Below are 26,324 nucleotides of genomic sequence, written 5' to 3' on the forward strand. Positions count from 1 at the left end.
GTTATTCCCCCTGACGCTGGTAGTCGTTACGCTGCGCATTCGCGCGGCGTTGGTCCATAATATCGCCCTGACTGGTGGACGATGTGTTGCTTGCTCCAGTGCTGGAAGTCGTTGCTGGCGGCAGACGCAGCAGGTTTGAACTGCTGTCAGTCTTTGCTGCTGGTGCACTACCACCTTTCAGCATTTGATCCAGCGGCAGAACCATCAAATTGCTGCCTTTATCGTTAACCAGGACTTTGCGGGTATTGCTCAGCACTTTTTCCATGGTTTCGATATACAGACGCTCGCGGGTAATTTGCGGTGCGGCTTTATATTCCGGCAGAATTTTTGCGAAGCGAGCCACTTCACCCTGTGCTTCCAGGATTGTCTGAGTCTTATACGCACGCGCTTCTTCCAGAATACGCTGCGCCTGGCCGTTTGCACGCGGCTGAACTTCGTTGGTGTACGCTTCCGCTTCACGGATGTACTGCTGTTCGTTTTCACGTGCTGCGATAGCATCGTCAAACGCGGCTTTTACTTCTTCCGGCGGACGTGCAGCCTGGAAGTTGACGTCCAGCAGAGTGATACCCATGTTGTACGGACGGATCGTTTCTTCCAGTTCGCGTTGGGTATCGCTACGAATAACGGTACGACCTTCGGTCAAGATACGGTCCATGGTGTATTTACCGATAACCCCACGCAGGGCACTGTCGGTAGCCTGACGCAGACTGTCATCCGCGCTGGTTACGCTAAACAGGTAACGCTGCGGATCGGTCACGCGGTACTGTACGTTCATTTCGACGCGCACGACGTTTTCGTCAGAGGTCAGCATGACGCCGGATGCGGCAAGTTCACGCACGGCTTCAACGTTGACCGGTGTCACTTCGTCGACAAAGGTCGGTTTCCAGTTCAGACCCGGTTCAACCAAATGGCTGAATTTACCGAAGCGTGTCACCACGCCGCGTTCCGCTTCTTTAATGGTATAGAAACCGCTGGCCGCCCAGATAATGACGATAGCGGCCGCTGCGATAGTAAAGACTCGACCGCCCAGTTGCGGACGCGGGCCTTGCGATGAACTACCGCCGCCAGAGCCAGTACCTTTACCGCCACCCAGACCACCGAGCTTTTTACTCAGTTTGCGGAAGATATCGTCCAGATCGGGAGGTCCCTGCTCGCGACCACCTTTGTTTCCATTTCCCTCAGGGTTGCCGCCAGGTTTGCTGCTTCCCCAGGGGTCGCGGTCTTGTCCGTTATTACCGGGCTGATTCCACGCCATTTTTGTGCTCCATATTTGTTATGCGATGCTATACCTGCGTCTTTTGCGCTGCCGTTGCGTTGGCTGCGTCCCTCAACGCCAGTCACATAGTTGACTATGCTCCTGGAGATTTCAGGACTTGCCGCCTTCCTGCCGCACAAAATCCACAAGGTATAGAGGCGAAAAAATCTTCAGGCCATATCCGTCAGATCAGACAACATAGTCTTCCAGTGCCGGTTCTTGTTTACAGAGGCGACGCCAGTCTACGATCGGCATACGAACCTGCAGACCTACGCTGCCGTCCTCCTCCATCCACTCTTTTTCTATTGCCTGAAGTTGATAAAACCGGCTTCTCAAACGCCCTTCCTGCGGCGGCAAACGCAACGTATGCTGCGCCACCTCACCGGAAAGTCGCTCAGTCAAAGCCTGAAAAAGTTGTGGTATACCAATCCCCGTTTGCGCTGATACCCAAACGCGAATGGGTTTATTCTCTTCATCTCTGTCGATACGCGGCTCAAAGTCATCCAACATATCGATTTTATTCATCACCAGCAGGGTCGGGATCTCATGCGCATCGATCTCTTCGAGCACCGTGTCGACGGCCTCAATGTTTTCCTGCACACGAAAATCTGCTGCATCAATAACGTGCAGCAACAATGTCGCCTGACGTGTTTCCTGCAAGGTGGCCTTAAACGCCGCCACCAGGTCGTGCGGCAAATGACGGATAAACCCAACGGTATCCGCCAGCACGGTCTCACCCACGTCCGCCACGTCTATTCTGCGTAGCGTCGGGTCCAGGGTCGCAAACAGCTGATCCGCTGCGTAGACCCGGGCTTCGGTGATCTGGTTGAACAGGGTGGATTTTCCGGCGTTGGTATATCCCACCAGTGATACGGTTGGGACATCCGCTTTCTTGCGCGACTGTCGCCCCTGCTCACGTTGCTTTTCAACTTTTTCCAGGCGCGACTGTATCTGCAAAATGCGATTACGCAGCAAACGACGGTCGGTTTCGAGCTGGGTTTCACCCGGACCGCGCAAACCAATCCCGCCCTTTTGCCGTTCAAGGTGAGTCCAGCCACGGACCAGACGCGTAGCCATATGGCGCAACTGCGCCAGCTCAACCTGCAACTTACCCTCATGGGTTCGCGCACGCTGGGCAAAAATATCTAAAATGAGACCAGTCCTGTCGATAACAAGACACTGGCACAACTGTTCCAGGTTACGTTCCTGGGCAGGGCTTAGAGCATGATCAAAAATCACCACCGCAGCGCCAGTCGCTTTTACGGCTTCGGCAATTTCGATTGCCTTACCTTCACCAACAAAATACTTCGGGTGCGGTGCTTTACGGCTCCCGGTAATCACCTGCATTGCTTCGACACCGGCGGAAGAAACCAGAGATTCAAACTCCTGGAGGTCTTCCATATCTTTGTCTTGCGAAAAATAGATGTGTACCAGTACCGCCTGCTCACCGGCATCATAACGGTCAAACAAGCGTCAACCCCTTAATATAAATCAACGGGGAACACAGGATCGCTGGCTCCCCGTATGTAAAACAGCTAATAACCTTATTCGGTTTCTTCGCTGTCCTGTTGCGCAGATGAACCTTGCGCGTTGCTACCGTGATGGTAGTTGCTGCCTGTGCCGCCGGTGGCATTATTGCTGTGATGAGAAACCGGACGAGACGGGACAACAGTAGAAATCGCGTGCTTATAAACCATCTGGCTGACCGTGTTTTTCAACAGGATCACGAACTGATCAAAAGACTCGATTTGACCTTGCAGCTTAATACCATTCACCAAATAAATAGAAACTGGAACACGTTCCCGACGCAGTGCGTTCAGGAACGGATCTTGTAAAGATTGCCCCTTAGCCATTCTCTCTTTTCCTTATATGCTTATTTGTACTTTGAACCTTTCGATTCTGAAAAATTGCGCACGATACGTTTCAATTGTACACATTCAGTTCGCGATAGCACCAACAACCTGTAATACTTCGTTTCGCGCCTGGTCAGGCTTTTCACTGTCAAGCCAGTGCACCCCTTCCCAACCACGCAACCAGGTTACCTGTCGCTTCGCCAACTGCCTCGTGGCGCAAACACCTCTATAAACCATTTCATCGTATGAAATTTCACCTTCAATGTATGACCACATCTGGCGATACCCTACACAACGAATGGAAGGCAAATCCGTATGCAAATCTCCACGGGCAAAAAGCGCCCGGACTTCTGCTTCAAAACCTGAAGCTAACATCTGATGAAAACGCTGCTCAATTCGCTGATGGAGCAGTTCACGGCTCGCCGGGGCGATTGCAAACTGATGCACCTGATACGGCAAAGCATCTCCTGACGTTTGCGTCAGCTCCGTTAAAGTTTTACCCGAAATGAAAAAAACTTCCAGTGCCCGGGAAAGTCTTTGCGGATCATTTGGATGAATACGCGCCGCTGCCACGGGATCGATGTCCTGAAGCTGTCGGTGTAACGCGTCCCAACCCTGCTCTGCCGCCTGCTGCTCAATTCTGGCCCTGACTTCCGGGTCCGCCGACGGTAACGGCGACAGTCCTTCAAGCAAGGCTTTGAAATATAACATTGTGCCGCCCACCAGCAACGGGATACGGCCCGCGGCGGTGATGTCGGCCATCTCGGCTAACGCATCGCGACGAAAATCCGCAGCGGAGTACGCCTGCGATGGATCGCGGATATCCAGCAATCGGTGCGGTGCGGCCTGTAATTCAGCTGCATCAGGCTTAGCTGTACCGATATCCATCCCCTTGTAAATAAGGGCGGAATCAACGCTTATCAACTCTATGGGCAAAACTTTACGCAATTCAATTGCTAATGCCGTTTTACCGGAGGCCGTTGGCCCCATCAAAAAAATCGCCTTTGGCAGGCTCGCCTTACGGGTATCACTCATGTTTCAGGGCATTCATTACCGAATGTAAATCAACAGGTTGTAACAGACCACCCGGCGGTGCCTTCACGAGTTGTGGGCAGAGCCGCTCAACATCCGCTAACAGCGTAATCGCCTGTGCCATGCTCCACTGTGGATGCTCGCTCATCAGGTTACGTGCGATCCACTGTGCAATATTGCCCGGCTCGAATACGGATTGCTGCGCCAGGTAGCCTATCAGTTCAGGAATCAAGATTTGTAAATTTTGTTGGCGTAAGGGTAAAGGCACCGCCCGGATGGTCACATGCTGCGCATCCAGCTGAAATTCAATGCCCAACTCAGCCAGTTGGCTCTGTCCTTTTTGCAGTGCCGCTTTTTCATCAGCGGTCACTTTTAGACGTAAAGGGATCAGTAACGGTTGAGCACAAACCGCTCCCTGATCCGGCGTTAACTGCGCCTGACGCAGCCAACGCTCAGCCACCGGTAATGCCAACAACCGAATATGGCCATCGCACTCGAGTAACGCGCAGTCTGCACCAACTATCGTTAGCACCCGGCCAAAGCCCTGACTGCTGCCAGTCAGAGGCGTCGATGGCGTTTCAGAGACCGGCGTTTTACGCGTTGGAGCAGGCGTCTGCATCAGTTGCTGATAAATTTCGCCCTGCTGCTTTTGGTATCCGGGTTGAGCACGAGGCCAACTGGCTCCCGCCTGACGGCCACCGCCACCACTATTGCCACTTCCAGTGCCAGCGGATGCTGAGTACCGCGGTGTCGCAGGTTCACGCGCGGGAGCCGGCTCGGCAAAATGGTTGCGTCCAGCAGCAACGCGGTTTTCCGGAATGTGCCTTGGGGCGGGTTCGTCGTCATCAGCCAACGGCAGCGGCGTTTCAAGCTGCTGTTGCAGGACACTCAACACGCCCTGGTAAATAAAATCGTGCACCAGCCGGGATTGATGGAAACGGACCTCATGTTTAGCAGGGTGTACGTTGACATCCACTTGATGCGGATCGATTTCCAGATACAACACAAAAGCGGGCTGTTGATCGGCTCCCAGCTTATCTTCACAGGCCTGGCGGATAGCATGGTTGATCAGCCGGTCGCGCATCATCCGACCATTCACGTAGCAGTACTGGATTTCTGCCAGTGCTGCCGTTGTGTGGTTAGGATCGGCCACCCAGCCGCGCAATGTTAAATCGCCATGCTGCCATTCGATCGTCAGCGCATGCTCCAGAAACGGCGTGCCGCAAATCGCGCCCAGTCGGCGCTCTTTCTGCCCATCCGCGGCCACTGCCCGGTACTGACGCACCACTTTGCCGTTGTGCGACAAATTTATCGTCACATCAAAACGCGCCAGCGCAATGCGGCGAATAATCTCGTCGATATGATTAAATTCGGTTTTCTCGGTGCGCATAAATTTGCGCCGCGCCGGGGTGTTGTAGAACAGATCTAGCACCTCCAGCGTGGTTCCCACCGGATGCGCAGCGGGTTTAACTGTGACATCCATGTCACGCCCTTCGGCATACGCCTGCCAGGCTTCGGGTTGTTCTTGCGTACGCGATGTAAGGGTTAAGCGAGACACGGAGCTGATACTGGCCAGCGCTTCGCCGCGAAATCCGAGGCTCACGATGGCTTCAAGATCGTCAAGCGAGGCTATTTTACTGGTGGCATGACGCGCCAACGCCAACGCCAGCTCGTCTTTTTTAATCCCGCAGCCGTTGTCACGAATACGGATAAGCTTCGCGCCGCCGCGTTCAATATCGATATCAATGCGCGTCGCACCGGCATCGATGCTGTTTTCCACCAGCTCTTTCACCACAGACGCAGGCCGTTCTACCACCTCGCCTGCGGCAATCTGGTTCGCCAGCTGTGGCGGTAGAACCTGAATCGGCATGGCTAATCCTTAATTTGTTAACGTGTTACCCGGCGATATGGCGCTGGCGGTTTGCGCCGGTGCGCCCTGCGGCCCGGTTTGCATCGGGTGCGCCTGGAAATAGTTACGCAATCCTTTGTATATCGCCTCAGCCAGTTGCTGCTGATAATCATCGCTCGCCAACAAGCGCTCTTCGCTGTTGTTACTGATAAAGCCAGTTTCAACCAGCACTGACGGGATATCAGGCGAACGCAGTACGCCAAGACTGGCGTGTTCTGGACGACGCTTATGCATCGAACCAATACGTTCTAACTGGCCGATCATGCTGGTCGCCACATCATACCCGACGCGCTGCGAATGACCGAACTGCAGATCCAGTACGGCCTGGCTGAGATAAGGATCGGACTGGCTGTTTGCCAGCACATCGCCCGCGCCGCCCAACAGCTCCGATTGCTTCTCGTGCTGTTCCAGCCAGCCGGCCATCTCACTGTTCGCCCGACGGTTTGACAGCACCCAAACGGAAGCACCTGTGGCATCACGATTTGGCGCGGCATCCGCGTGAATAGAAACCAGGAAATTGGCGTTTTGTTTACGCGCGACGTCTGAACGCCCCATCACCGAGATAAAGTAATCACCATCACGGGTGAGTACACCTTTAAACATCGGGTCATCATTGAGCAAACTGCGCAGCTTGCGCGCCACGGCAATCGTGACGTTTTTCTCACGCGTGCCGCCAGGACCAATAGCGCCAGGATCCTGTCCACCGTGTCCGGCATCAATGGCAATCACCACTTTATCGCCGTTGCTGGTGCTGGCGCGCGCCGCAGGGCGCGTGGAGGTATTGCTGTTAGTCACAGCCGTAGTGCGATCGTTTTCTGCTTTAAACGGATTGCGCGCTGGCTCGACAGGACGTGGGGCAACAATCGGCGCTTCAACACGCTTTGCAACCACGGGAGGTGGAGGCGGCGGCGGCGCATCAGCGTTGATGGTAAACACGACGGTATAATTGCCGCCGTTCTGGCGTTTTACTGCTTCGGCTTTACCGTTCTCGGTTAAATCCACCACCAGGCGCAGAGACTGCGCATCTTTTGGCGTGCCGGAACGGATAGATTTCACCAGATTATTGCCGCTAAACAGCAGCGGTAACCCCTGAATCACACCGGTTTGTTTAATATCCAGCGCGACGGTTCGTTTCCCGTCCTGCGAAACGGCATATTCAGGATCGCCAATAAAGCTCAGCGTAATCCGCGCCTGTTGATCGCCATTGGACACCTGAAGATCGGAGAGGCTGGCGGCCCCTGCCTGCGCGCACAGCAGGACCAGGGTTGCCATCAGCCAGTTTCTGATGCGATAAATCATCCCGCCACCCTTAAGGTTAATCGGCTAAACGCGCCAGCAATAAATCACCTGATGAGGAGACTGCGCTTACACGCGCCTCTCGACCTTGCGCCTGGTATTCAATGTGTATTTCGACGTCCGGGTCTGGCAGTACACCTTTACCTTGTTGCGGCCATTCCACCAGGCAGATGGCATCATTGGCAAAATAATCGCGGATCCCCATAAATTCCAGCTCCTCTGGGTCCGCAAGTCGGTATAAATCGAAGTGATATACCATCAAGTTATCGAGTGAATAGGGTTCAACCAGCGTGTAGGTGGGGCTTTTTACATTACCTTTATGACCTAACGCCTGCAGAAATCCCCGGCTGAAGGTGGTTTTACCCGCCCCCAGGTCGCCGTACAAATATATAACCGTCGCGCCGTCACAGGCTTTGGCTACCCGCAGTCCCAGGTCTAAAGTCGCCTGCTCATCAGGTAGTGGAATTACTCGATTCATCATGATAAACGTCAATCACATCAGGGTTAACAATACGCTGTAGCGTGGTAAAGAGATCTGTCGCCAGCATGCCGCGCGTACCAAAACGCGCCGCCAGCACATCCGCCGCCGCTCCGTGCGCAACACATCCCGCACATGCTGCATCATACGGGGTAAGCTTCTGTCCGAGCAATGCGCCAATAATACCGGAAAGCACATCCCCCATTCCGCCGCTGGCCATCCCGGCATTGCCGGTATCAATAATACCCAACTCCGCCTGTTCAGCAGCAATAACCGTACCCGCGCCTTTCAGCACCACCACGCCTCCGTACCGTTTTACCAGACGTTGTGCACAAAGTAAGCGATCGTCTTCAATTTCTGCAATGGAACAGCCCAGCAGTCGCGCGGCTTCTCCCGGATGCGGCGTGATCACGCGATTGTGACGTTTATCGGGGTTGATTGCCAGCAGGTTCAGCGCATCCGCATCCCAGAGCATCGGTTTGCGAAAATTCTCCACTTTTTGCAGCGCTTTTTTGCCCCACTCCTGCTGACCAAGCCCGGGGCCTATCACCACTACATCCGCCCACGCCAGGCTCTCTTCCAGCGTCTGCGGCGTCAGCGCATCGACCATCAGTTCCGGTCTGGCTGTCAAAATAGGCGCAATGTTTTCACTGCGCGTCAGCACTTTGACCAGCCCGGCACCTGCTCGCAGCGCGGCTTCCCCGGCCATGCGTATTGCGCCTGCCGTACCGTGGTCACCGCCGATAATCACCAGTCGACCGTGGGAACCCTTGTGCGAGGTGGGTCGACGCGGCGTTAGCCAGTGCGCAAGCTGTTGAACATCAAAACGTTGAATTGGCGCATTCTGTCCCGCCAGCCAGTCGTCCAGCCCAAGTGCGTTAACATGCAGACGCCCGGTGACATCGCGCGCTTTACCGGTGAGCAGGCCCGGCTTGAGTGCAATAAAGGTAATGGTATGCGCTGCGTTGATGACCGCGCCCGGCGTCGCTCCCGTCTGCGCCAGCAGGCCGGAGGGAATATCTATCGCCACGGTGGGGGCTGGGTGAGAATTGGCACGTTCAATCAATACCGAGAGAGACTCACGCGGCGCATGTTTTAAGCCAGTGCCTGACAGCGCATCAATAATGACGTCCACGTTATTTGGCCAATTGATATCCGCCGCGTGAATGACGCCACCAGCGTTAAGCCAGGCATCACGCGCCTGCTGCGCCTCCTCGGGGAGCGGTTTGTCACTTTCCTGCGCCAGCAACGTAACTTCAAGACCCAGCGCTTTGGCAAGTCTTGCCACTACGTAACCATCACCGCCGTTGTTGCCATGACCACATAGCACCAGCCAGTGCCGGGCGTTCGGATAAGCCTCACGAGTGACCTGAAACGCCGCCTCTCCCGCCCGTTGCATCAGTTCGTACAGCGTCAGCCCTGAACTGTCTGCCGCCTCTCGCTCCATCCGCCTGATGTCATCGGCGTGCCAGATGGAGTGTGGTATACTTGCGGGGTTTTTCTTCATTGTATGGTCCGTCATGTCAGAGCCCCTCGATCTCAATCAGTTAGCGCAAAATATTAAGCAGTGGGGGCTGGAGCTTGGCTTTCAGCAGGTCGGGATTGCCGATACCGACCTCAGCGAAGCGGAACCCAAACTGCAGGCCTGGCTGGATAAACAATACCACGGCGAGATGGACTGGATGGCCCGTCACGGCATGATGCGCGCCCGACCTCACGAATTATTGCCCGGTACGCTACGTGTCATCAGCGTACGTATGAACTATCTTCCTGCCAATGCGGCCTTCGCCAGCACGTTGAAGAATCCTTCTCTGGGTTACGTCAGCCGTTACGCGCTGGGGCGCGACTACCATAAGCTGCTACGTAACCGCTTAAAAAAGCTGGGAGAGATGATTCAACAGCACTGCGTTTCGCTGAATTTTAGACCTTTTGTCGATTCTGCGCCCATTCTTGAGCGTCCGTTAGCGGAAAAAGCCGGGCTTGGCTGGACAGGTAAGCACTCACTTATCCTCAATCGTGAAGCTGGATCATTTTTCTTCCTCGGGGAATTACTGATCGATTTACCCTTGCCGATCGACCAACCAGTAGAAGAAGGATGCGGGAAATGCGTCGCCTGCATGACCATCTGTCCCACCGGGGCCATTGTTGAACCCTATACGGTGGATGCGCGCCGCTGTATCTCTTATCTCACTATCGAACTGGAAGGCGCGATCCCGGAAGAATTTCGTCCCTTGATGGGGAATCGAATTTATGGCTGCGATGATTGCCAGCTTATTTGCCCGTGGAACCGCTATTCACAGTTGACGGCAGAGGATGACTTCAACCCGCGCAAGCAGCTTCATGCTCCGGAGTTAATAGAGCTGTTTAGCTGGAGCGAAGCGTGGTTTTTAAAAGTCACGGAGGGGTCTGCCATTCGTCGTATTGGCCACCTGCGCTGGCTGCGAAATATCGCCGTTGCGTTGGGCAATGCTCCCTGGGATGAAGCCATTCTTCACGCACTGGAAAGTCGCAGAGGTGAGCACCCACTTCTCGACGAACACATAGAGTGGGCGGTTGCTCAGCAAATCGAGAAGCGAAATGCCTGCGTAGTTGAGGTGCAGCTACCGCAGAAACAACGTTTGGTCAGGGTCATTGAGAAGGGTCTGCCGCGCGACGCTTAAGTCATCCACAGCTTGTGTATAAAAATAAAAACACATTGATATTCAAGAGGGAAAAAATCGTCAAGTGATCGCATTAACAATTTGCAATGATAATTAAATTAATAATTTCAAATAGTTAAAATGATACTATTCACCCGGCGAAGTTTTTTGCATTCCAGGAATAATACCCGAAGCTGTGGATAAGTCTGTTTACAAGAGTATGTCAATGACGAAACAAAACGTCCCCAACGCGATTATTCGTTGTGGATATTTTTATTGAGGTAAGAATTTGGAGCGGGAAACGAGACTCGAACTCGCGACCCCGACCTTGGCAAGGTCGTGCTCTACCAACTGAGCTATTCCCGCTTAATCTTCGTCTTTCGAACCACTACTGCGTTGGCTGCCTTCATTCGCCTGAGTCACTTACTTCAGTAAGCTCCTAAGGACTCATTCAGTTGCCGCCTTGTCGCAATTCGAAATCCTGCGATTTGGTGGTCTGTGCTTAACAAGCACTTTCAAATTTTGGAGCGGGAAACGAGACTCGAACTCGCGACCCCGACCTTGGCAAGGTCGTGCTCTACCAACTGAGCTATTCCCGCATAATCTTCGTCTTTCGAACCGCTACAGCGTTGGCTGCCTTCATTCGCCTGAGTCACTTACTTCAGTAAGCTCCTAAGGACTCATTCAGTTGCCGTCTTGTCGCAATTCGAAATCCTGCGATTGGTGGTCTGTGCTTTACAAGCATTTTCAAATTTTGGAGCGGGAAACGAGACTCGAACTCGCGACCCCGACCTTGGCAAGGTCGTGCTCTACCAACTGAGCTATTCCCGCAAATCTGTACTGCTTTTGTTGCTGTCGTAATTCGCATTTCTGCGTCGTTACGGGAGGCGCATTATACGAGAAATCCGTTTAGCTGCAACCCCCCTGAAAGCGTTTTTTTCGAAAATTCGTTCAAGTGATTAATTTACAATCAAGCTGAACAATTTAGCGTCAAAAAACCGGTGACGCAAGCCACCGGAGAACAAAATCAAAGATTAATAAAATGTTCGCGATAGTAAGCAAGCTCAGCAACAGATTCACGAATGTCGTCCATCGCCTGATGTGTTCCCTGCTTGGTGAAGCCCGCGAGGATTTCCGGCTTCCAACGACGCGCCAGCTCTTTGAGCGTGCTGACGTCCAGATAGCGATAATGGAAATACGCCTCCAGCTCCGGCATGTATTTAAACAGGAAACGACGATCCTGCCCGATGCTGTTGCCGCAGATAGGTGATTTCCCTTCCGGAACCCACTCTTTCAAAAAAGCCAGCGTGGCCAGTTCAGCTTCACGATCGCCCATGGTGCTCGCCTTCACGCGCTCCACCAGCCCGCTACCGGTATGCGTACGTACGTTCCAGTCATCCATTAATGCCAGCTGTTCGTCGGACTGGTGCACCGCAATTGTCGGTCCTTCAGCCAGAATATTCAGGTTGGCATCCGTCACCAGCGTGGCGATCTCAATAATGCGATCGCGCTCGGGATCCAGACCTGTCATCTCCAGATCGATCCAAATCAGGTTGTTTTCATTGGCACTCATGCTATTTTCCACCCTTCAGCGTCACATTCAGTGTGACTACATTGATCTAAAATTGTGTGTATCATAAATGTTTTGCCCATCATGGGCGACCAGGAGCCAGTCCGATTGAGTAAGAATAAACTCTCCAAAGGCCAACAGCGCCGTGTGAACGCCAATCACCAGCGTCGTCTTAAAACGTCCACGGAGAAGCCCGACTACGACGACAACCTGTTTGGCGAAACCGCTGAAGGCATCGTTATCAGCCGTTTTGGCATGCATGCCGACGTAGAGTCTGCTGACGGTGAAATTCACCGTTGCAACATCCGCCGTACAATTCGCTCGCTGGTTACTGGCGATCGCGTAGTCTGGCGCCCGGGTAAAGCGGCAGCTGAAGGCGTGAATGTCAAAGGTATCGTTGAAGCGGTACACGATCGTACTTCGGTACTGACACGCCCCGACTTTTACGACGGGGTAAAGCCTATTGCCGCCAACATCGACCAGATCGTTATTGTCTCAGCCATCTTACCCGAGCTGTCACTCAATATTATCGACCGGTATCTGGTAGCCTGCGAAACGCTACACATTGAACCGATTATCGTGCTGAATAAGATCGATCTGCTGGATGATGAAGGCATGGCCTTCGTTAACGAACAGATGGATATCTATCGCAACATTGGCTATCGGGTGTTGATGGTATCAAGCCGCACAAAAGACGGCCTGAAACCGCTTGAAGAAGCATTAACCGATCGCATCAGCATTTTTGCCGGTCAATCGGGCGTAGGTAAATCCAGCCTGCTCAATAACCTCCTCGGCCTGCAGGAAGAGATCCTGACCAATGATGTCTCTGACAACTCCGGCCTTGGACAGCACACCACCACGGCCTCTCGCCTGTATCACTTCCCGCACGGCGGCGACGTTATCGACTCCCCTGGCGTACGTGAGTTTGGACTGTGGCATCTGGAACCGGAACAAATCACGCATGGCTTTGTCGAATTTCATGACTACCTGGGCCATTGCAAATACCGCGACTGCAAGCATGATACCGATCCAGGCTGCGCTATCCGTGAGGCTGTAGAAAAAGGGGCCATAGCCGAAACCCGGTTTGAAAATTATCACCGCATCCTGGAAAGCATGGCGCAGGTAAAAACGCGTAAAAACTTTTCTGATACAGACAACTGACAACTAAGCTAAGCATCGCTAGAATCGTCCCCCTTTTTTCAGGATCCGGCCCGTATGCCGGATCGGGAACAAATTATGGCCTGGAGGCTACCTTGTTAAACTCATTTAAGCTTTCGCTACAATACATTCTGCCGAAACTATGGCTCACTCGCCTGGCGGGTTGGGGTGCGAGCAAACGAGCGGGATGGCTGACCAAACTGGTTATCGATCTGTTCGTGAAATATTACAAGGTCGATATGAAAGAGGCGCAAAAGCCGGACACCGCCAGCTATCGCACCTTCAACGACTTCTTTGTTCGCCCGCTGCGCGATGATGCTCGCCCGATTAATACCGATCCAAACGTACTGGTCATGCCCGCTGACGGTGTGATTAACCAGTTAGGCAACATCGAGGAAGACAAACTGCTGCAGGCTAAAGGGCACAGTTATACCCTTGAAGCGCTGCTGGCTGGCAACTATCAGATGGCGGACAAATTCCGCAACGGTACGTTTGTGACCACTTACTTGTCTCCACGCGATTACCACCGTGTACACATGCCGTGTAACGGTATCCTGCGTGAAATGATGTACGTGCCGGGCGATCTCTTCTCTGTAAACATCCTGACTGCGCAAAACGTACCGAACCTGTTTGCCCGCAACGAACGTGTAATCTGTCTGTTTGATACCGAATTTGGCCCGATGGTGCAGATTCTGGTCGGCGCGACCATCGTCGGCAGTATTGAAACCGCATGGGCTGGCACCATTACTCCACCGCGTGAAGGCGTCATCAAGCGCTGGACCTGGCCGGAAGGCGAAAGCGAAGGGTCGGTGGCGCTGCTGAAAGGTCAGGAAATGGGCCGCTTTAAGCTCGGTTCCACCGTCATCAACCTGTTCGCACCTGGCAAAGTTAACCTGGTTGAGCAGTTGCAGGATCTGTCCGTGACCAAAATCGGCCAACCAATGGCCATCTCGACCGAGACTTTCGTGACGCCAGAGGCAGAACCGGCCCCACTGGCGAAAGAAGAGATCGAAGCAGAACACGATGCCAGCCCGCTGGTTGACGACAAAAAAGACGAAAGTTAAACATAGGAATCGCTGCTGTGCGCCTGATTATCACTTTTCTGATGGCCTGGTGCCTCAGCCTGGGGGCGTACGCTGCGACGGCCCCCGATGCCAAACAACTCACCCAGGAACTGGAGCAGGCAAAAGCGGCAAAACCCGCTCAGCCAGAAACCGTCGAGGCGCTCCAGTCCGCGCTGAATGCCCTTGAGGAGCGTAAAGGCTCTCTCGAGCGCGCCCAACAATATCAGCAGGTTATTGATAACTTCCCCAAGCTGTCCGCAACGTTACGCGCGCAGCTTAGTAACCTGCGTGATGAACCGCGCAATGTGCCAACCGGACTCACTACCGATGCGTTAAACCAGGAGATCCTCCAGGTTAGCAGCCAACTGCTGGAAAAGAGTCGTCAAGCCCAGCAGGAGCAGGATCGCGCCCGGGAAATCGCCGACTCGTTAAGCCAGCTTCCTCAACAGCAAACCGATGCCCGCCGCCAGCTCAATGAGCTTGAGCGACGCATTGGTACGGCCAACGGCAATTCCGCACAGAATCAGGCGATGCAGGCTGAATCCGCCAAACTTAAAGCCCAGGTCGATGAACTGGAGCTGGCGCAGCTTTCCGCCAATAACCGTCAGGAACTGGCGCGTATGCGCTCCGAACTGGCGGAAAAACAGAGTCAACAACTCGACGCTTACCTGCAGGCTTTGCGCAACCAGCTTAACAGTCAACGTCAGCGTGAAGCTGAGCGAGCGCTGGAAAGCACTGAACTGCTGGCGGAAAACAGCGCGGGACTGCCGGAAGGCATTGTCGACCAGTTCAAGGTAAACCGCGAGCTGTCTCAGGCCTTAAACCAGCAAGCACAGCGTATGGACCTGGTCGCTTCGCAGCAGCGTCAGGCCGCCAGCCAAACGCTGCAGGTGCGTCAGGCATTGAATACGCTGCGAGAGCAGTCTCAGTGGCTTGGGGTTTCAAATATGCTGGGAGAAGCGCTGCGAGCGCAGGTATCCCGTCTGCCGGAAATGCCTAAACCTCAGCAGTTGGATACCGAAATGGCGCAGCTTCGCGTACACCGCATGCGCTATGAGGATCTCCTCAACAAACAGCCGCAGCTGCGTCAAATTCATCAGGCCGATGGACAACCTCTGACCGCTGAACAGAGCAGCATCCTCAACGCCCAGCTACGCACCCAGCGTGAGTTGCTGAACTCATTGTTACAGGGCGGCGATACGCTGATCCTTGAGCTGACCAAGCTCAAAGTTTCCAACAGCCAACTGGAAGATGCGCTAAAAGAGGTCAATGAAGCGACACACCGCTACCTGTTCTGGACGTCAGACGTTAGCCCTATCTCCCTCTCCTGGCCTGTCGACATCGTTCAGGATCTGCGGCGTCTGATCTCATTAGATACGTTTAATCAGTTGGGCAAAGCCAGCATCATGATGCTGACCAGCAAAGAAACGCTGCTACCGCTGTTCGCGGCGTTGGTGTTAGTTGGCTTTAGCCTCTCTTCGCGCAAGCACTTCACCCGTTTCCTTGAACGCTCGTCCGCGCGGGTCGGGAAAGTCACCCAGGACCACTTCTGGCTGACAATACGCACGGTATTCTGGTCAATACTCGTCGCTTCACCATTGCCAGTGCTGTGGGCAACGCTCGGTTACGGATTGCAGGAAGCCTGGCCTTATCCGTTGGCTGTCGCGATCGGCGATGGCGTTACCGCCACGGTGCCCATGCTGTGGGCGGTAATGATCTGCGCCACCTTTGCACGTCCTAACGGTCTGTTCATTGCCCACTTTGGCTGGCCGCGGAACCGCGTCGCGAAAGCCATGCACTATTACCTGATGAGCATCGGGCTGATTGTCCCGTTGATCATGGCGGTGATTATGTTTGATAACCTCAATGACCGGGAATTCTCCGCCTCACTGGGACGTCTGTGCTTTATTCTGATTTGCGGTGCGCTGGCGGTCGTAACCCTGAGCCTGAAACGCGCCGGGATACCGCTGTACCTCGATAAAGAGGGCAACAGCGATAACATGGTTAACAGCATGCTGTGGAATATGCTGATGGGTGCGCCGCTGATTGCCATTCTCGCCGCGGCAGTAGGCTACCTCGCCACGTCACAAGCCCTGCTGGCTCGTCTGGAAACGTCCGTAGCGATTTGGTTCTTATTACTGGTGGTGTATCACGTTATCCGCCGTTGGATGCTGATCCAGCGCCGCCGCCTGGCGTTCGACCGCGCCAAGCATCGACGCGCTGAAATGCTGGCGCAGCGCGCGCGGGGCGAAGAAGAACCACCGCATTCCACCAGCCTTGAAGGCGCGATTGACGTTGATGAAAGCGAAGTGGATCTGGATGCTATCAGCGCGCAATCGCTGCGCCTGGTGCGTTCTATCCTGATGCTTATCGCCCTGCTCTCGGTCATTGTACTGTGGTCAGAAATTCATTCCGCTTTCGGCTTCCTGGAAAACATCTCATTGTGGGATGTCACCTCCACGGTTCAGGGCGTGGAAAGCTTAGAACCGATAACGCTGGGCGCGGTGCTTATCGCGATTCTGGTATTCATCATCACCACCCAGTTAGTGCGCAACCTACCCGCACTGCTGGAGCTGGCACTACTGCAACATCTGGATTTAACCCCCGGCACCGGTTATGCCATCACCACCATTACCAAGTATCTGCTGATGCTGATTGGCGGTCTGGTTGGCTTCTCGATGATCGGTATTGAATGGTCCAAACTGCAATGGCTGGTGGCGGCTCTCGGTGTCGGTCTGGGCTTTGGTTTGCAGGAGATCTTCGCCAACTTTATTTCCGGCCTAATTATCCTGTTTGAAAAACCAATCCGCATTGGCGACACGGTGACGATTCGCGATCTTACCGGTAGCGTGACGAAAATTAATACCCGCGCCACCACTATCAGCGACTGGGACCGCAAAGAGATCATCGTGCCCAACAAAGCCTTTATCACTGAACAGTTTATCAACTGGTCGTTATCCGATTCCGTTACCCGTGTGGTGTTAACCATCCCGGCACCGTCGGAGGCTAATAGCGAGGAGGTTACGCAGATCCTGCTGACTGCCGCGCAGCGCTGTTCGCTGGTTATCGATAATCCGGCACCTGAAGTCTTCCTGGTTGACCTGCAGCAGGGGATTCAAATCTTCGAACTGCGTATTTATGCCGCAGAGATGGGACATCGCATGCCGCTGCGCCATGAAATCCATCAACTGATTCTGGCAGGCTTCCGCGAGCACGGTATTGATATGCCGTTCCCTCCGTTCCAGATGCGTCTGGAGAGCCTCGGCGGTAAGCAAACAGGGAGAACATTAAGTTCTGCAGGAAGAGGCAGTCGCCCGGCAGGGAGTTTGTAACGCACAATGCAGGCAAGAAATGCCGGATGGCGACCCGTTGGGTCTTATCCGGCCTACGGGTCTGCAATTAACCTGTAGGCCCGATAAGCTTGCACCATCGGGCATTTCATCGCCGAGCACAGACATTTTCGGGCTTAATATGCGTCCGGATCGGCAACAGGCAATAAACGCCAGATGGCCTTTATTCCACCGCCCACTCAGGCTCGTTGGTCGTGCGACGGCTGTAGTTCTGATAAATCGCCATCGCCAGCAGTGAGAAGAAGATCGGACCGCCGGTCATCCACAGTGCGCTGTTCCAGTCCCCGGCTTCAATTACCGGCTGGATGATGGTGAACACGTTGGCAAACGTCACCACCAGCACGACCACTCCCGTTGCCAGCAGCGTCGCCGCTCGGGTTTTAAAGACAACAAACGGCCTTTCCAGACCCGGACGGGATTTAAAGAACGGAAACGCCAGCGCCAGGAACAGATACGGCAGCGTCATTGAGACGTTCGCCATCAGCGTCAGTTTGTTATAGAACGCTGAAGCCGTATCGCCACCAAATGAAACCAACAGGATAAACAGGCTCACCAGCAGGCACTGTAACCACATTGCCGTCGTCGGCATCCCTACGGCATTCAGTTTGGTCATCGGCGCGGGCCACAACGCCTTCGGCGTGCCCTGAATAATCGCTTTCAGCGGTGAGTAGCTGAGGGTGAAAAAAGCGCCGGTGTAGGCAAGGAACATGGAAAGCCCGGTAATACGTGCAAACCATACGCCCATCACCATTGCGGCATCAGGGGAAAGATGTAGCGCGTTACCCAACGTCATTCCGAGGCTTTTCATCAGGATATAGGTAATATTCCCGAGGTTAACTGAGCTATTACTTAATACCTGCTGCCAGTTGGTGCTAACGCCCCATAAAAAGATGGCCAGTGAATAACCAACAGAAATGACAATAGCGGCAAAGACAATGCCTTTTGCAAAGTTCTTTTCTGGTTTTTCTGTTTTATCAACCAGTCCCCCCACAGCTTCAATTCCGCCGTAAGCAAAAATGGCAAACACAACAAATGACAACATTGCCAGTCCAGACTGATATCCTGGATTAGGCGAAGAGATGAAATTAATATCCTGTGCAAAGTGGCCACCAGTTAATAACAAAATAGCGACACTCACTAACAACAGAACTAAATTAAGACACATTACGGCAATTCCACCTACAGCCGTAATACGCGCAATCTTATTAATACCCCGGGATGCCACGCAGGTCACCAGGATCATCCAACCGACTGCGAGCAGCCCGACAACCTGCGTAGGCTCAAGCCCTGCAATACGCCAGTGCTGCGTCATATCTGCGCCAAACAAGAAGGTTGAAAAAGGTACCCAGACTTTCGCCGCAGTACTAACCATCCAGATCACATAAGAAGAAAACCACATAAACGTGCCGATAAACGCATAGCGTGGTCCAACGCTATTATTCATCCACGAATAGATTCCCCCCTCTTCTTTCCGATAGGCAGAACCCATTTCCGCCATCATTAAAGCAAATGGAATAAAGAATAATAATGCAGAAAATATATACCACGGTATTGCACTATACCCCATTAAATAGAACGCGGAGGGGCTATTAGCAAAACCGAAAACTGACGTAAATATCATGAGAATGAGACCTATCAGGCTCATCTTTTTTATTGTTTGGGTCATTAAACCATCCCTTACTCTGGCAAGCGTTTAACAAACGCCGCTCACCGGTTGGCACTGCTCTCTTTGCAGAGTTCAGCGATAAAAAAATCAACACAGAATTGATACCTAAACGATATCAAATATCCAGGTGTAAATTGTGGCTATTAGAGGGGAAATGAAAAAATATGCTACAAAGTGGCGATTAAGCCACCACTTTGTATTGCGGAAGAGTAAGTTATGCGCGATCGACGGTAAATGCGATTACCTCGGCCAGGCTCTCTGCGCCCAGCGCCAGCATCACCAGACGGTCAACGCCCAGCGCCACGCCTGAGCAATCCGGCATGCCGACTTTCAGCGCTTCCAGCAGGTTGGTATCGATAGGTTGCTGTGGTAAGCCTCGTGCGGCACGTTTGCGGTTATCCTGTTCAAACCGCTGCTGCTGTTCGCGCGCGTCGGTTAATTCATGGAAACCATTCGCCAGCTCAATACCTTTGAAATAAACCTCGAAACGTTCAGCCACGCGATGATCTTCGGTACTGATTTGCGCCAGTGATGCCTGGCTGGCCGGGAAATGATACACAAACGTCGGCTTGTCTTTACCAATATGCGGTTCAACACCCATCGTAAACAGCAGTTGCAGTAAGGTATCCCGGTCTTCTTCGGTATCAGCGATATTGCTGAGATCCAATTTCGCCGCCACTTCCCGCAGTTGGGTTTTATCCGCAGACAGCGGGTCAATCTCCAGATGGCGCTGGAAGGCCTGCTGGTAAGAAAGGCTTTCCGCAGGTGAGCAGTCCAGCACCTGCTGGAGCAAATCATCCACTTCATTCATCAGGCGATACATATCGTAGTGCGGACGATACCACTCAAGCATGGTGAATTCAGGGTTATGATGGCGCCCCATCTCTTCATTACGGAAGCTGCGGCACAGTTGATACACCGGGCCGCATCCTGCCACCAGCAGGCGCTTCATATGGTATTCAGGGCTGGTCATTAAATAGAGATTCATTCCCTGGGAGTGTCCAGGGCCAACGAAACGCGTTTCGAACGGGAACAGGTGGATATCCGTTACCGTTGCCTGACTCATACAAGGGGTCTCAACCTCAAGCACGCCACGATCGGCAAAAAAGCGGCGAATCTCCGCTATAATTGCTGCACGTTTTAACAGATTGGGGATGGACGCGCTCGGCTGCCAGGTTGCCGTTTCGCTCATGGTTGTTTCTCCGATTTATGACAAGGGCACGAAGTCTACTCGTATCGCGCTAACGAGACAAATTTCAGGCAGCACTAATCATCACTGGCAATTGGATAAAAAAAGCGACTTAGGGTGGTTTAGTAATTAAATTAATCAAATTCAATGATAATTCCCCCCTATGACACGCTAAAAAAATCGAACACGTCAAATTTCCCGCACATCCCTAAGACTATACTATTGTACCTATAAAGGAGCAGTGGAAACGCGTTCATAACCTGTTTGAAGCCGATGAAGCATCTGATTTCAGGCAGGGATGAAATAACAACAATCTGGAGGAATGTCGTGCAAACCTTTCAAGCCGATCTTGCCATTATAGGCGCCGGTGGCGCGGGATTACGTGCTGCAATTGCTGCCGCACAAGCAAATCCCAACGCTAAAATCGCACTGATCTCAAAAGTGTACCCAATGCGCAGCCATACCGTTGCTGCCGAAGGCGGCTCTGCTGCTGTCGCGCAGGATCATGACAGCTTTGACTACCATTTTCACGATACGGTAGCAGGCGGAGACTGGCTGTGTGAGCAGGATGTCGTGGATTACTTTGTCCACCACTGCCCAACTGAAATGACGCAACTGGAACAATGGGGCTGCCCATGGAGCCGTCGTGAAGACGGTAGCGTCAACGTACGTCGCTTCGGCGGTATGAAAATCGAGCGTACCTGGTTTGCCGCGGATAAGACCGGCTTCCACATGCTGCATACGCTGTTCCAAACATCTTTGCAGTTCCCGCAGATTCAGCGCTTTGACGAACACTTCGTTCTGGATATCCTGGTTGACGACGGTCATGCTCGCGGCCTGGTTGCCATGAACATGATGGAAGGCACGCTGGTGCAAATCCGTGCTAACGCTGTCGTGATGGCAACGGGCGGCGCAGGTCGTGTCTACCGTTACAACACCAACGGCGGCATCGTAACCGGCGACGGTATGGGCATGGCGCTGAGCCACGGCGTTCCGCTGCGTGATATGGAATTCGTTCAGTATCACCCAACAGGTCTGCCAGGATCCGGTATCCTGATGACTGAAGGCTGCCGTGGTGAAGGCGGTATTCTGGTCAACAAAAACGGCTACCGTTATCTGCAAGACTACGGCATGGGTCCGGAAACCCCGCTGGGCGAGCCAAAAAACAAATACATGGAACTCGGTCCGCGCGACAAAGTTTCTCAGGCGTTCTGGCACGAATGGCGCAAAGGCAACACCATTTCAACTCCGCGTGGCGATGTGGTTCACCTCGACCTGCGTCACCTCGGCGAGAAAAAACTGCTCGAACGTTTACCGTTCATCTGCGAACTGGCGAAAGCTTACGTGGGTGTCGATCCGGTTAAAGAACCGATCCCGGTACGTCCGACCGCGCACTACACCATGGGCGGTATCGAAACCGATCAGCACTGTGAAACCCGCATTAAAGGTCTGTTCGCTGTCGGCGAATGTTCCTCTGTTGGTCTGCATGGCGCTAACCGTCTGGGCTCTAACTCCCTGGCAGAACTGGTGGTCTTCGGCCGTATGGCCGGTGAGCAGGCAGCAGAACGCGCTGCAACGGCTGGCGCTGCAAACAGTGCCGCTCTTGATGCACAGGTTGCTGGCGTTGAAAAACGTCTGAAAGATCTGGTTAATCAGGAAGGTAACGAAAACTGGTCTAAGATCCGTGACGAAATGGGCCTGTCCATGGAAGAAGGTTGCGGTATCTACCGTACGCCGGAACTCATGCAGAAAACCGTTGATAAGCTGGCGGAACTGCAGGAACGCTTCAAGCGCGTACGTATCACTGATACCTCCAGCGTCTTCAACACCGACCTGCTGTATACCATCGAACTGGGTCACGGTCTGAACGTTGCTGAATGTATGGCGCACTCTGCTCTGGCGCGTAAAGAATCCCGCGGCGCGCACCAGCGTCTGGATGAAGGCTGCACCGAGCGTGACGATGTGAACTTCCTCAAACACACCCTCGCCTTCCGCGATGCTGACGGCACGACTCGCCTGGAATATAGCGACGTGAAAATCACCACTCTGCCACCGGCTAAACGTGTTTACGGTGGCGAAGCGGAAGCAGCCGATAAGAAGGAGAAGGCGAATGGCTGAGATGAAAAACCTGAAAGTTGAGGTGGTGCGCTATAACCCGGAAACCGATACCGCGCCGCACAGTGCTTTCTACGAAGTTCCTTATGATGAAACCACGTCACTGCTGGATGCGCTGGGCTACATCAAGGATAACCTGGCACCGGACCTGAGCTACCGCTGGTCCTGCCGTATGGCGATCTGCGGCTCCTGCGGCATGATGGTCAACAATGTACCGAAACTGGCATGCAAAACCTTCCTGCGTGATTACACCAACGGCATGAAGGTTGAAGCGCTGGGCAACTTCCCGATTGAGCGCGATCTGATCGTCGACATGACGCACTTTATCGAAAGCCTGGAAGCAATCAAACCGTACATTATCGGTAACCCGCGTACACCGGATCAGGGTCCAAACACCCAGACTCCGGCGCAGATGGCGAAGTATCATCAGTTCTCCGGTTGCATCAACTGTGGTCTGTGCTATGCCGCGTGTCCGCAGTTCGGCCTGAACCCTGAGTTCATTGGACCGGCTGCGATTACGCTGGCGCATCGTTACAACGAAGATAGCCGCGACCACGGTAAGAAGGAGCGTATGGCTCAGTTGAACAGCCCGAACGGCGTCTGGACCTGTACTTTCGTGGGCTACTGCTCCGAAGTCTGCCCGAAACACGTCGATCCGGCTGCGGCCATTCAGCAGGGTAAAGTTGAAAGTTCAAAAGACTTTCTTATCGCTACCCTGAAACCACGCTAAGGAGTGCACGATGACGACTAAACGTAAAGCCTATGTGCGGCCAATGACGTCCACCTGGTGGAAAAAGCTGCCATTTTATCGTTTTTACATGCTGCGTGAAGGCACGGCAGTTCCGGCAGTCTGGTTCAGCATTGAACTGATTATCGGTCTGTTTGCACTCAAGCATGGTGCAGAGTCCTGGATGGGCTTTGTCGCCTTTTTGCAAAACCCGGTGGTGGTAATCCTTAACATTATCGCCCTGGCAGCAGCGCTGCTGCATACCAAAACCTGGTTTGAGCTGGCGCCAAAAGCAGCCAACATCATCGTAAAAGACGAAAAAATGGGGCCAGAGCCGATCATCAAAGGTCTCTGGGCAGTTACTGTGGTTGCGACAGTAGTCATACTGTTTGTTGCCCTGTTCTGGTAAGGAGTCCGGAATGATTAATCCAAATCCAAAACGCTCTGACGAACCCGTATTCTGGGGCCTGTTTGGTGCAGGCGGTATGTGGAGCGCAATCATTGCGCCAGTAATGATCCTGCTGGTAGGCATTATGCTGCCGCTGGGCTTTGTTCCTGATGCTTTCAGCTATGAACGCGTACTGGCATTCGCTCAGAGCTTCATCGGACGTGCGTTTCTGTTCCTGATGATCGTTCTGCCGCTGTGGTGTGGTTTACACCGTATGCACCACGCGATGCATGACCTGAAAATCCACGTGCCTGCTGGCAAATGGGTCTTCTACGGACTGGCAGCAATCCTGACCGTCGTAACGGCTATTGGCATTCTGACCATCTAAGTACATGCGTTAATTATCAGGCCCGCCATTGGCGGGCCTTTTTATTTGTGCAGCATTCCTGTCAACCAACGGGAAAATTCACGCATCGCGGGTGTCTCCGGACGCGATTGCAAACGCGTTATCCAGTAACTTCCCAAATCAATCTGCGTTAAAAACGGTTGAACGATTCGTTCCCTACTGAGTAAATGCGTGAACATTCTGACTGGTGCAATTGCCACACCGATCCCCGCCTGCGCGGCTTCCAGCATGGTGACGGACGAATCAAACACCACCACGTTGTGCGTCGGTGACGGGGGCGCCTCTCCGGCGGCCTGCATCCAAAGCGTCCATTCATCCCGCCGATACGATCGTAATAACGGAAATTTCAGGATGTCCGCAGGCGTTTGAATCTGCGAAGCCAATGTTGGCGAACACAGTGGAGACATCAACGCGCTACATAAATATTGCGCGTCGGTATCGTGCCAGGCTCCCCCTCCGTAGCGAATGGTATAATCCAGCCCTTCGGCAGCGGGATCCACGCGGTTATTATGGGTAGAAATATGCAAATCAATATGCGGGTAACTGCGCTTAAAATCGCCCAGTAGAGGGAACAGACACCCAACCGCAAAGGTCCCCACCACGCCAATTTTAAGTTTTTCCTGGGTCTGTTTGGTGGCAAAACGATCCAACATCCCCGCCATACGATCGAAAGAGTCATTAAGTACAGGTAACAGACTTTCCCCTTCAGTCGTCAACATTAATCCACGAGAACCGCGCACAAAAAGCTGACAATTTAGCTGCTGCTCCAGCGCTTTTACATGCTGACTGATGGCAGAATGCGTCACGTTGAGCTCAATCGCGGCGCGGGTAAAACTGAGATGTCTGGCCGCGGCTTCAAAAGCCCGCAGCGAGTTAAGAGGGATATAGCTACGCGTCATCATCCGGCCTGTTAGAAAAACTTATATCTGCTGCTAAATTTAACCGTTTGTCAACACGGTGAAAATCAAACACACTGATTGCGTCTGACGGGCCCGGACATCTTTTTGCTTTTAATTACGGAACTGATTTCATGATGAAAAAATCGTTATGCTGCGCTCTGCTGCTGACAGCCTCATACTCCACGTTTGCCGCCGCCAAAACAGAACAACAGATTGCCGATATCGTTAATCGCACCATCACCCCGTTGATGCAGGAGCAGGCTATTCCGGGTATGGCCGTTGCCGTTATCTACCAGGGAAAACCCTATTATTTCACCTGGGGTAAAGCCGATATCGCCAATAACCACCCAGTCACGCAGCAAACGCTGTTTGAGCTAGGGTCGGTCAGTAAGACGTTTAACGGCGTGTTGGGCGGCGATGCTATCGCCCGCGGCGAAATTAAGCTCAGCGATCCGGTCACGAAATACTGGCCAGAACTGACAGGCAAACAGTGGCAGGGTATCAGCCTGCTGCACTTAGCCACCTATACGGCAGGCGGCCTACCGCTGCAGATCCCCGATGACGTTACAGATAAAGCCGCATTACTGCGTTTTTATCAAAACTGGCAGCCGCAATGGACTCCGGGCGCTAAGCGTCTTTACGCTAACTCCAGCATTGGTCTGTTTGGCGCGCTGGCGGTGAAACCCTCAGGAATGAGTTACGAAGAGGCAATGACCAGACGCGTCCTGCAACCATTAAAACTGGCGCATACCTGGATTACAGTTCCGCAGAACGAACAAAAAGATTATGCCTGGGGCTATCGCGAAGGGAAGCCTGTACACGTTACTCCTGGACAACTTGACGCCGAAGCCTATGGCGTGAAATCCAACGTTACCGATATGGCCCGTTGGATTCAGGTCAACATGGACGCCAGCCGCGTTCAGGAGAAAACGCTCCAGCAGGGCATTGCGCTTGCGCAGTCTCGCTACTGGCGTATTGGCGATATGTACCAGGGATTAGGCTGGGAGATGCTGAACTGGCCGCTGAAAGCTGATTCGATCATCAACGGCAGTGACAGCAAAGTGGCATTGGCAGCGCTTCCCGCCGTTGAGGTAAACCCGCCCGCCCCGGCAGTGAAAACCTCATGGGTGCATAAAACGGGATCCACTGGTGGATTTGGCAGCTACGTTGCCTTCGTTCCAGAAAAAAACCTTGGCATCGTGATGCTGGCAAACAAAAGCTATCCTAACCCTGTCCGTGTCGAGGCGGCCTGGCGCATTCTTGAAAAGCTGCAATAACTGACGATGAGGCCCAGGATATTGGGCCTCCTTTCTTTCTCTTTTTTTCCTGT

21 protein-coding genes and 3 tRNA genes are annotated in these 26,324 nt (G+C 53.3%); 9 read left to right on the plus strand and 15 right to left on the minus strand.

The genetic code is table 11. The features are described from left to right. Position 1: 1 nt before the first annotated feature. The 8 genes from hflK to nnr all read right to left on the minus strand — a co-directional run bounded on the left by hflK (position 2) and on the right by nnr (position 9,345). On the minus strand, positions 2-1,255 hold the full coding sequence (gene hflK / locus OGY08_RS15100) for an FtsH protease activity modulator HflK (RefSeq protein WP_008786005.1): 1,254 nt from the start codon (positions 1,253-1,255) through the stop codon (positions 2-4). Between the two features lie 189 nt (positions 1,256-1,444). Further along, positions 1,445-2,725, minus strand: coding sequence for a ribosome rescue GTPase HflX (gene hflX / locus OGY08_RS15105; protein ID WP_003025589.1), 1,281 nt, complete (start codon positions 2,723-2,725; stop codon positions 1,445-1,447). Positions 2,726-2,799: 74 nt separating this feature from the next. Next, on the minus strand, positions 2,800-3,108 hold the full coding sequence (hfq, locus tag OGY08_RS15110) for an RNA chaperone Hfq (RefSeq protein WP_003025584.1): 309 nt from the start codon (positions 3,106-3,108) through the stop codon (positions 2,800-2,802). Between the two features lie 84 nt (positions 3,109-3,192). Continuing rightward, on the minus strand, positions 3,193-4,143 hold the full coding sequence (miaA, locus tag OGY08_RS15115; RefSeq protein WP_008786004.1) for a tRNA (adenosine(37)-N6)-dimethylallyltransferase MiaA: 951 nt from the start codon (positions 4,141-4,143) through the stop codon (positions 3,193-3,195). Then, a complete protein-coding gene (gene mutL, locus OGY08_RS15120; protein WP_125363001.1) occupies positions 4,136-6,010 on the minus strand; it encodes a DNA mismatch repair endonuclease MutL in 1,875 nt (624 codons plus the stop codon). Before mutL ends, miaA begins: the two co-directional genes overlap by 8 nt. A 9-nt stretch (positions 6,011-6,019) precedes the next feature. After that, the gene (amiB, locus tag OGY08_RS15125; protein ID WP_048215090.1) at positions 6,020-7,348 is read right to left on the minus strand and encodes an N-acetylmuramoyl-L-alanine amidase AmiB; all 1,329 of its coding nucleotides are present in this window, start codon (positions 7,346-7,348) and stop codon (positions 6,020-6,022) included. A gap of 16 nt (positions 7,349-7,364) precedes the next feature. Then, positions 7,365-7,826 (minus strand): tRNA (adenosine(37)-N6)-threonylcarbamoyltransferase complex ATPase subunit type 1 TsaE, encoded by a 462-nt coding sequence (gene tsaE / locus OGY08_RS15130; protein ID WP_008786002.1) that lies wholly within the window; start codon positions 7,824-7,826, stop codon positions 7,365-7,367. Then, positions 7,798-9,345, minus strand: coding sequence for a bifunctional ADP-dependent NAD(P)H-hydrate dehydratase/NAD(P)H-hydrate epimerase (gene nnr, locus OGY08_RS15135; protein WP_079934477.1), 1,548 nt, complete (start codon positions 9,343-9,345; stop codon positions 7,798-7,800). Before nnr ends, tsaE begins: the two co-directional genes overlap by 29 nt. Between nnr and queG the strand changes: the two genes are divergently transcribed. Then, on the plus strand, positions 9,344-10,483 hold the full coding sequence (gene queG, locus OGY08_RS15140; RefSeq protein WP_079934478.1) for a tRNA epoxyqueuosine(34) reductase QueG: 1,140 nt from the start codon (positions 9,344-9,346) through the stop codon (positions 10,481-10,483). The genes nnr and queG overlap by 2 nt on opposite strands. 269 nt (positions 10,484-10,752) lie before the next feature. On the opposite strand, the gene OGY08_RS15145 is transcribed toward queG, so the two are convergent. The 4 genes from OGY08_RS15145 to orn form a co-directional block, all read right to left on the minus strand. Further along, positions 10,753-10,828 (minus strand) — tRNA-Gly (locus OGY08_RS15145). Between the two features lie 157 nt (positions 10,829-10,985). After that, positions 10,986-11,061 (minus strand) — tRNA-Gly (locus OGY08_RS15150). Positions 11,062-11,217: 156 nt separating this feature from the next. Then, positions 11,218-11,293 (minus strand) — tRNA-Gly (locus OGY08_RS15155). 196 nt (positions 11,294-11,489) lie between these two features. Further along, the gene (gene orn, locus OGY08_RS15160; protein WP_020996267.1) at positions 11,490-12,035 is read right to left on the minus strand and encodes an oligoribonuclease; all 546 of its coding nucleotides are present in this window, start codon (positions 12,033-12,035) and stop codon (positions 11,490-11,492) included. A 105-nt stretch (positions 12,036-12,140) separates the two neighbouring features. Between orn and rsgA the strand changes: the two genes are divergently transcribed. The 3 genes from rsgA (at position 12,141) to mscM (ending at position 17,586) form a co-directional block, all read left to right on the plus strand. Continuing rightward, a complete protein-coding gene (rsgA, locus tag OGY08_RS15165; protein WP_286566003.1) occupies positions 12,141-13,193 on the plus strand; it encodes a small ribosomal subunit biogenesis GTPase RsgA in 1,053 nt (350 codons plus the stop codon). A 92-nt stretch (positions 13,194-13,285) separates the two neighbouring features. Further along, on the plus strand, positions 13,286-14,254 hold the full coding sequence (asd, locus tag OGY08_RS15170) for an archaetidylserine decarboxylase (RefSeq protein ID WP_008785997.1): 969 nt from the start codon (positions 13,286-13,288) through the stop codon (positions 14,252-14,254). Between the two features lie 17 nt (positions 14,255-14,271). Further along, on the plus strand, positions 14,272-17,586 hold the full coding sequence (gene mscM, locus OGY08_RS15175) for a miniconductance mechanosensitive channel MscM (protein ID WP_008785996.1): 3,315 nt from the start codon (positions 14,272-14,274) through the stop codon (positions 17,584-17,586). 181 nt (positions 17,587-17,767) lie between these two features. Here mscM and yjeM read toward each other — a convergent pair whose 3' ends face one another. Next, entirely contained in the window at positions 17,768-19,270 is a 1,503-nt protein-coding gene (yjeM, locus tag OGY08_RS15180) for a glutamate/gamma-aminobutyrate family transporter YjeM (protein WP_008785995.1), read from the minus strand. A gap of 214 nt (positions 19,271-19,484) precedes the next feature. Next, positions 19,485-20,462 carry an elongation factor P--(R)-beta-lysine ligase gene (gene epmA, locus OGY08_RS15185; protein ID WP_048215093.1) on the minus strand — a complete coding sequence of 326 codons (978 nt, stop codon included), beginning with the start codon at positions 20,460-20,462 and terminating at the stop codon, positions 19,485-19,487. Positions 20,463-20,786: 324 nt separating this feature from the next. Here epmA and frdA point away from each other — a divergent pair, with 324 nt between their 5' ends. Genes frdA through frdD form a run of 4 tightly spaced genes read left to right on the plus strand, consistent with a single transcriptional unit; the run spans position 20,787 to position 24,077 of the window. Beyond that, on the plus strand, positions 20,787-22,577 hold the full coding sequence (frdA, locus tag OGY08_RS15190) for a fumarate reductase (quinol) flavoprotein subunit (protein WP_003830519.1): 1,791 nt from the start codon (positions 20,787-20,789) through the stop codon (positions 22,575-22,577). Then, positions 22,570-23,304 (plus strand): fumarate reductase iron-sulfur protein, encoded by a 735-nt coding sequence (frdB, locus tag OGY08_RS15195; protein ID WP_008785993.1) that lies wholly within the window; start codon positions 22,570-22,572, stop codon positions 23,302-23,304. The genes frdA and frdB overlap by 8 nt, the downstream gene beginning before the upstream one ends. Before the next feature lie 10 nt (positions 23,305-23,314). Next, the gene (gene frdC, locus OGY08_RS15200) at positions 23,315-23,710 is read left to right on the plus strand and encodes a fumarate reductase subunit FrdC (RefSeq protein ID WP_003025537.1); all 396 of its coding nucleotides are present in this window, start codon (positions 23,315-23,317) and stop codon (positions 23,708-23,710) included. Positions 23,711-23,720: 10 nt separating this feature from the next. Further along, positions 23,721-24,077, plus strand: coding sequence for a fumarate reductase subunit FrdD (gene frdD / locus OGY08_RS15205; RefSeq protein WP_003025535.1), 357 nt, complete (start codon positions 23,721-23,723; stop codon positions 24,075-24,077). A 41-nt stretch (positions 24,078-24,118) separates the two neighbouring features. On the opposite strand, the gene ampR is transcribed toward frdD, so the two are convergent. Beyond that, positions 24,119-24,994: a LysR family transcriptional regulator AmpR gene (gene ampR / locus OGY08_RS15210; RefSeq protein ID WP_020996269.1), complete on the minus strand. Its 876-nt coding sequence runs from the start codon at positions 24,992-24,994 to the stop codon at positions 24,119-24,121. Between the two features lie 131 nt (positions 24,995-25,125). Here ampR and blaCMY point away from each other — a divergent pair, with 131 nt between their 5' ends. Then, a complete protein-coding gene (blaCMY, locus tag OGY08_RS15215) occupies positions 25,126-26,271 on the plus strand; it encodes a CMY-2 family class C beta-lactamase (RefSeq protein WP_125363695.1) in 1,146 nt (381 codons plus the stop codon). Positions 26,272-26,324: the final 53 nt, after the last annotated feature.

It is taken from the genome of Citrobacter sp. Cpo069 (assembly GCF_030332785.1).
In the GTDB taxonomy this organism is placed as follows: Bacteria; Pseudomonadota; Gammaproteobacteria; order Enterobacterales; family Enterobacteriaceae; genus Citrobacter; species Citrobacter portucalensis.

Excerpts from the sequence above, each read along its gene's own strand:
- hflK (WP_008786005.1), bottom strand. The coding sequence starts at position 1,255 with ATGGCGTGGAATCAGCCCGGTAATAACGGACAAGACCGCGACCCCTGG.
- hfq (WP_003025584.1), bottom strand. The coding sequence starts at position 3,108 with ATGGCTAAGGGGCAATCTTTACAAGATCCGTTCCTGAACGCACTGCGT.
- miaA (WP_008786004.1), bottom strand. The coding sequence starts at position 4,143 with ATGAGTGATACCCGTAAGGCGAGCCTGCCAAAGGCGATTTTTTTGATG.
- mutL (WP_125363001.1), bottom strand. The coding sequence starts at position 6,010 with ATGCCGATTCAGGTTCTACCGCCACAGCTGGCGAACCAGATTGCCGCA.
- amiB (WP_048215090.1), bottom strand. The coding sequence starts at position 7,348 with ATGATTTATCGCATCAGAAACTGGCTGATGGCAACCCTGGTCCTGCTG.
- tsaE (WP_008786002.1), bottom strand. The coding sequence starts at position 7,826 with ATGATGAATCGAGTAATTCCACTACCTGATGAGCAGGCGACTTTAGAC.
- queG (WP_079934478.1), top strand. The coding sequence starts at position 9,344 with ATGTCAGAGCCCCTCGATCTCAATCAGTTAGCGCAAAATATTAAGCAG.
- nnr (WP_079934477.1), bottom strand. The coding sequence starts at position 9,345 with ATGACGGACCATACAATGAAGAAAAACCCCGCAAGTATACCACACTCC.
- orn (WP_020996267.1), bottom strand. The coding sequence starts at position 12,035 with ATGAGTGCCAATGAAAACAACCTGATTTGGATCGATCTGGAGATGACA.
- yjeM (WP_008785995.1), bottom strand. The coding sequence starts at position 19,270 with ATGACCCAAACAATAAAAAAGATGAGCCTGATAGGTCTCATTCTCATG.
- epmA (WP_048215093.1), bottom strand. The coding sequence starts at position 20,462 with ATGAGCGAAACGGCAACCTGGCAGCCGAGCGCGTCCATCCCCAATCTG.
- frdB (WP_008785993.1), top strand. The coding sequence starts at position 22,570 with ATGGCTGAGATGAAAAACCTGAAAGTTGAGGTGGTGCGCTATAACCCG.
- frdC (WP_003025537.1), top strand. The coding sequence starts at position 23,315 with ATGACGACTAAACGTAAAGCCTATGTGCGGCCAATGACGTCCACCTGG.
- frdD (WP_003025535.1), top strand. The coding sequence starts at position 23,721 with ATGATTAATCCAAATCCAAAACGCTCTGACGAACCCGTATTCTGGGGC.
- ampR (WP_020996269.1), bottom strand. The coding sequence starts at position 24,994 with ATGACGCGTAGCTATATCCCTCTTAACTCGCTGCGGGCTTTTGAAGCC.
- blaCMY (WP_125363695.1), top strand. The coding sequence starts at position 25,126 with ATGATGAAAAAATCGTTATGCTGCGCTCTGCTGCTGACAGCCTCATAC.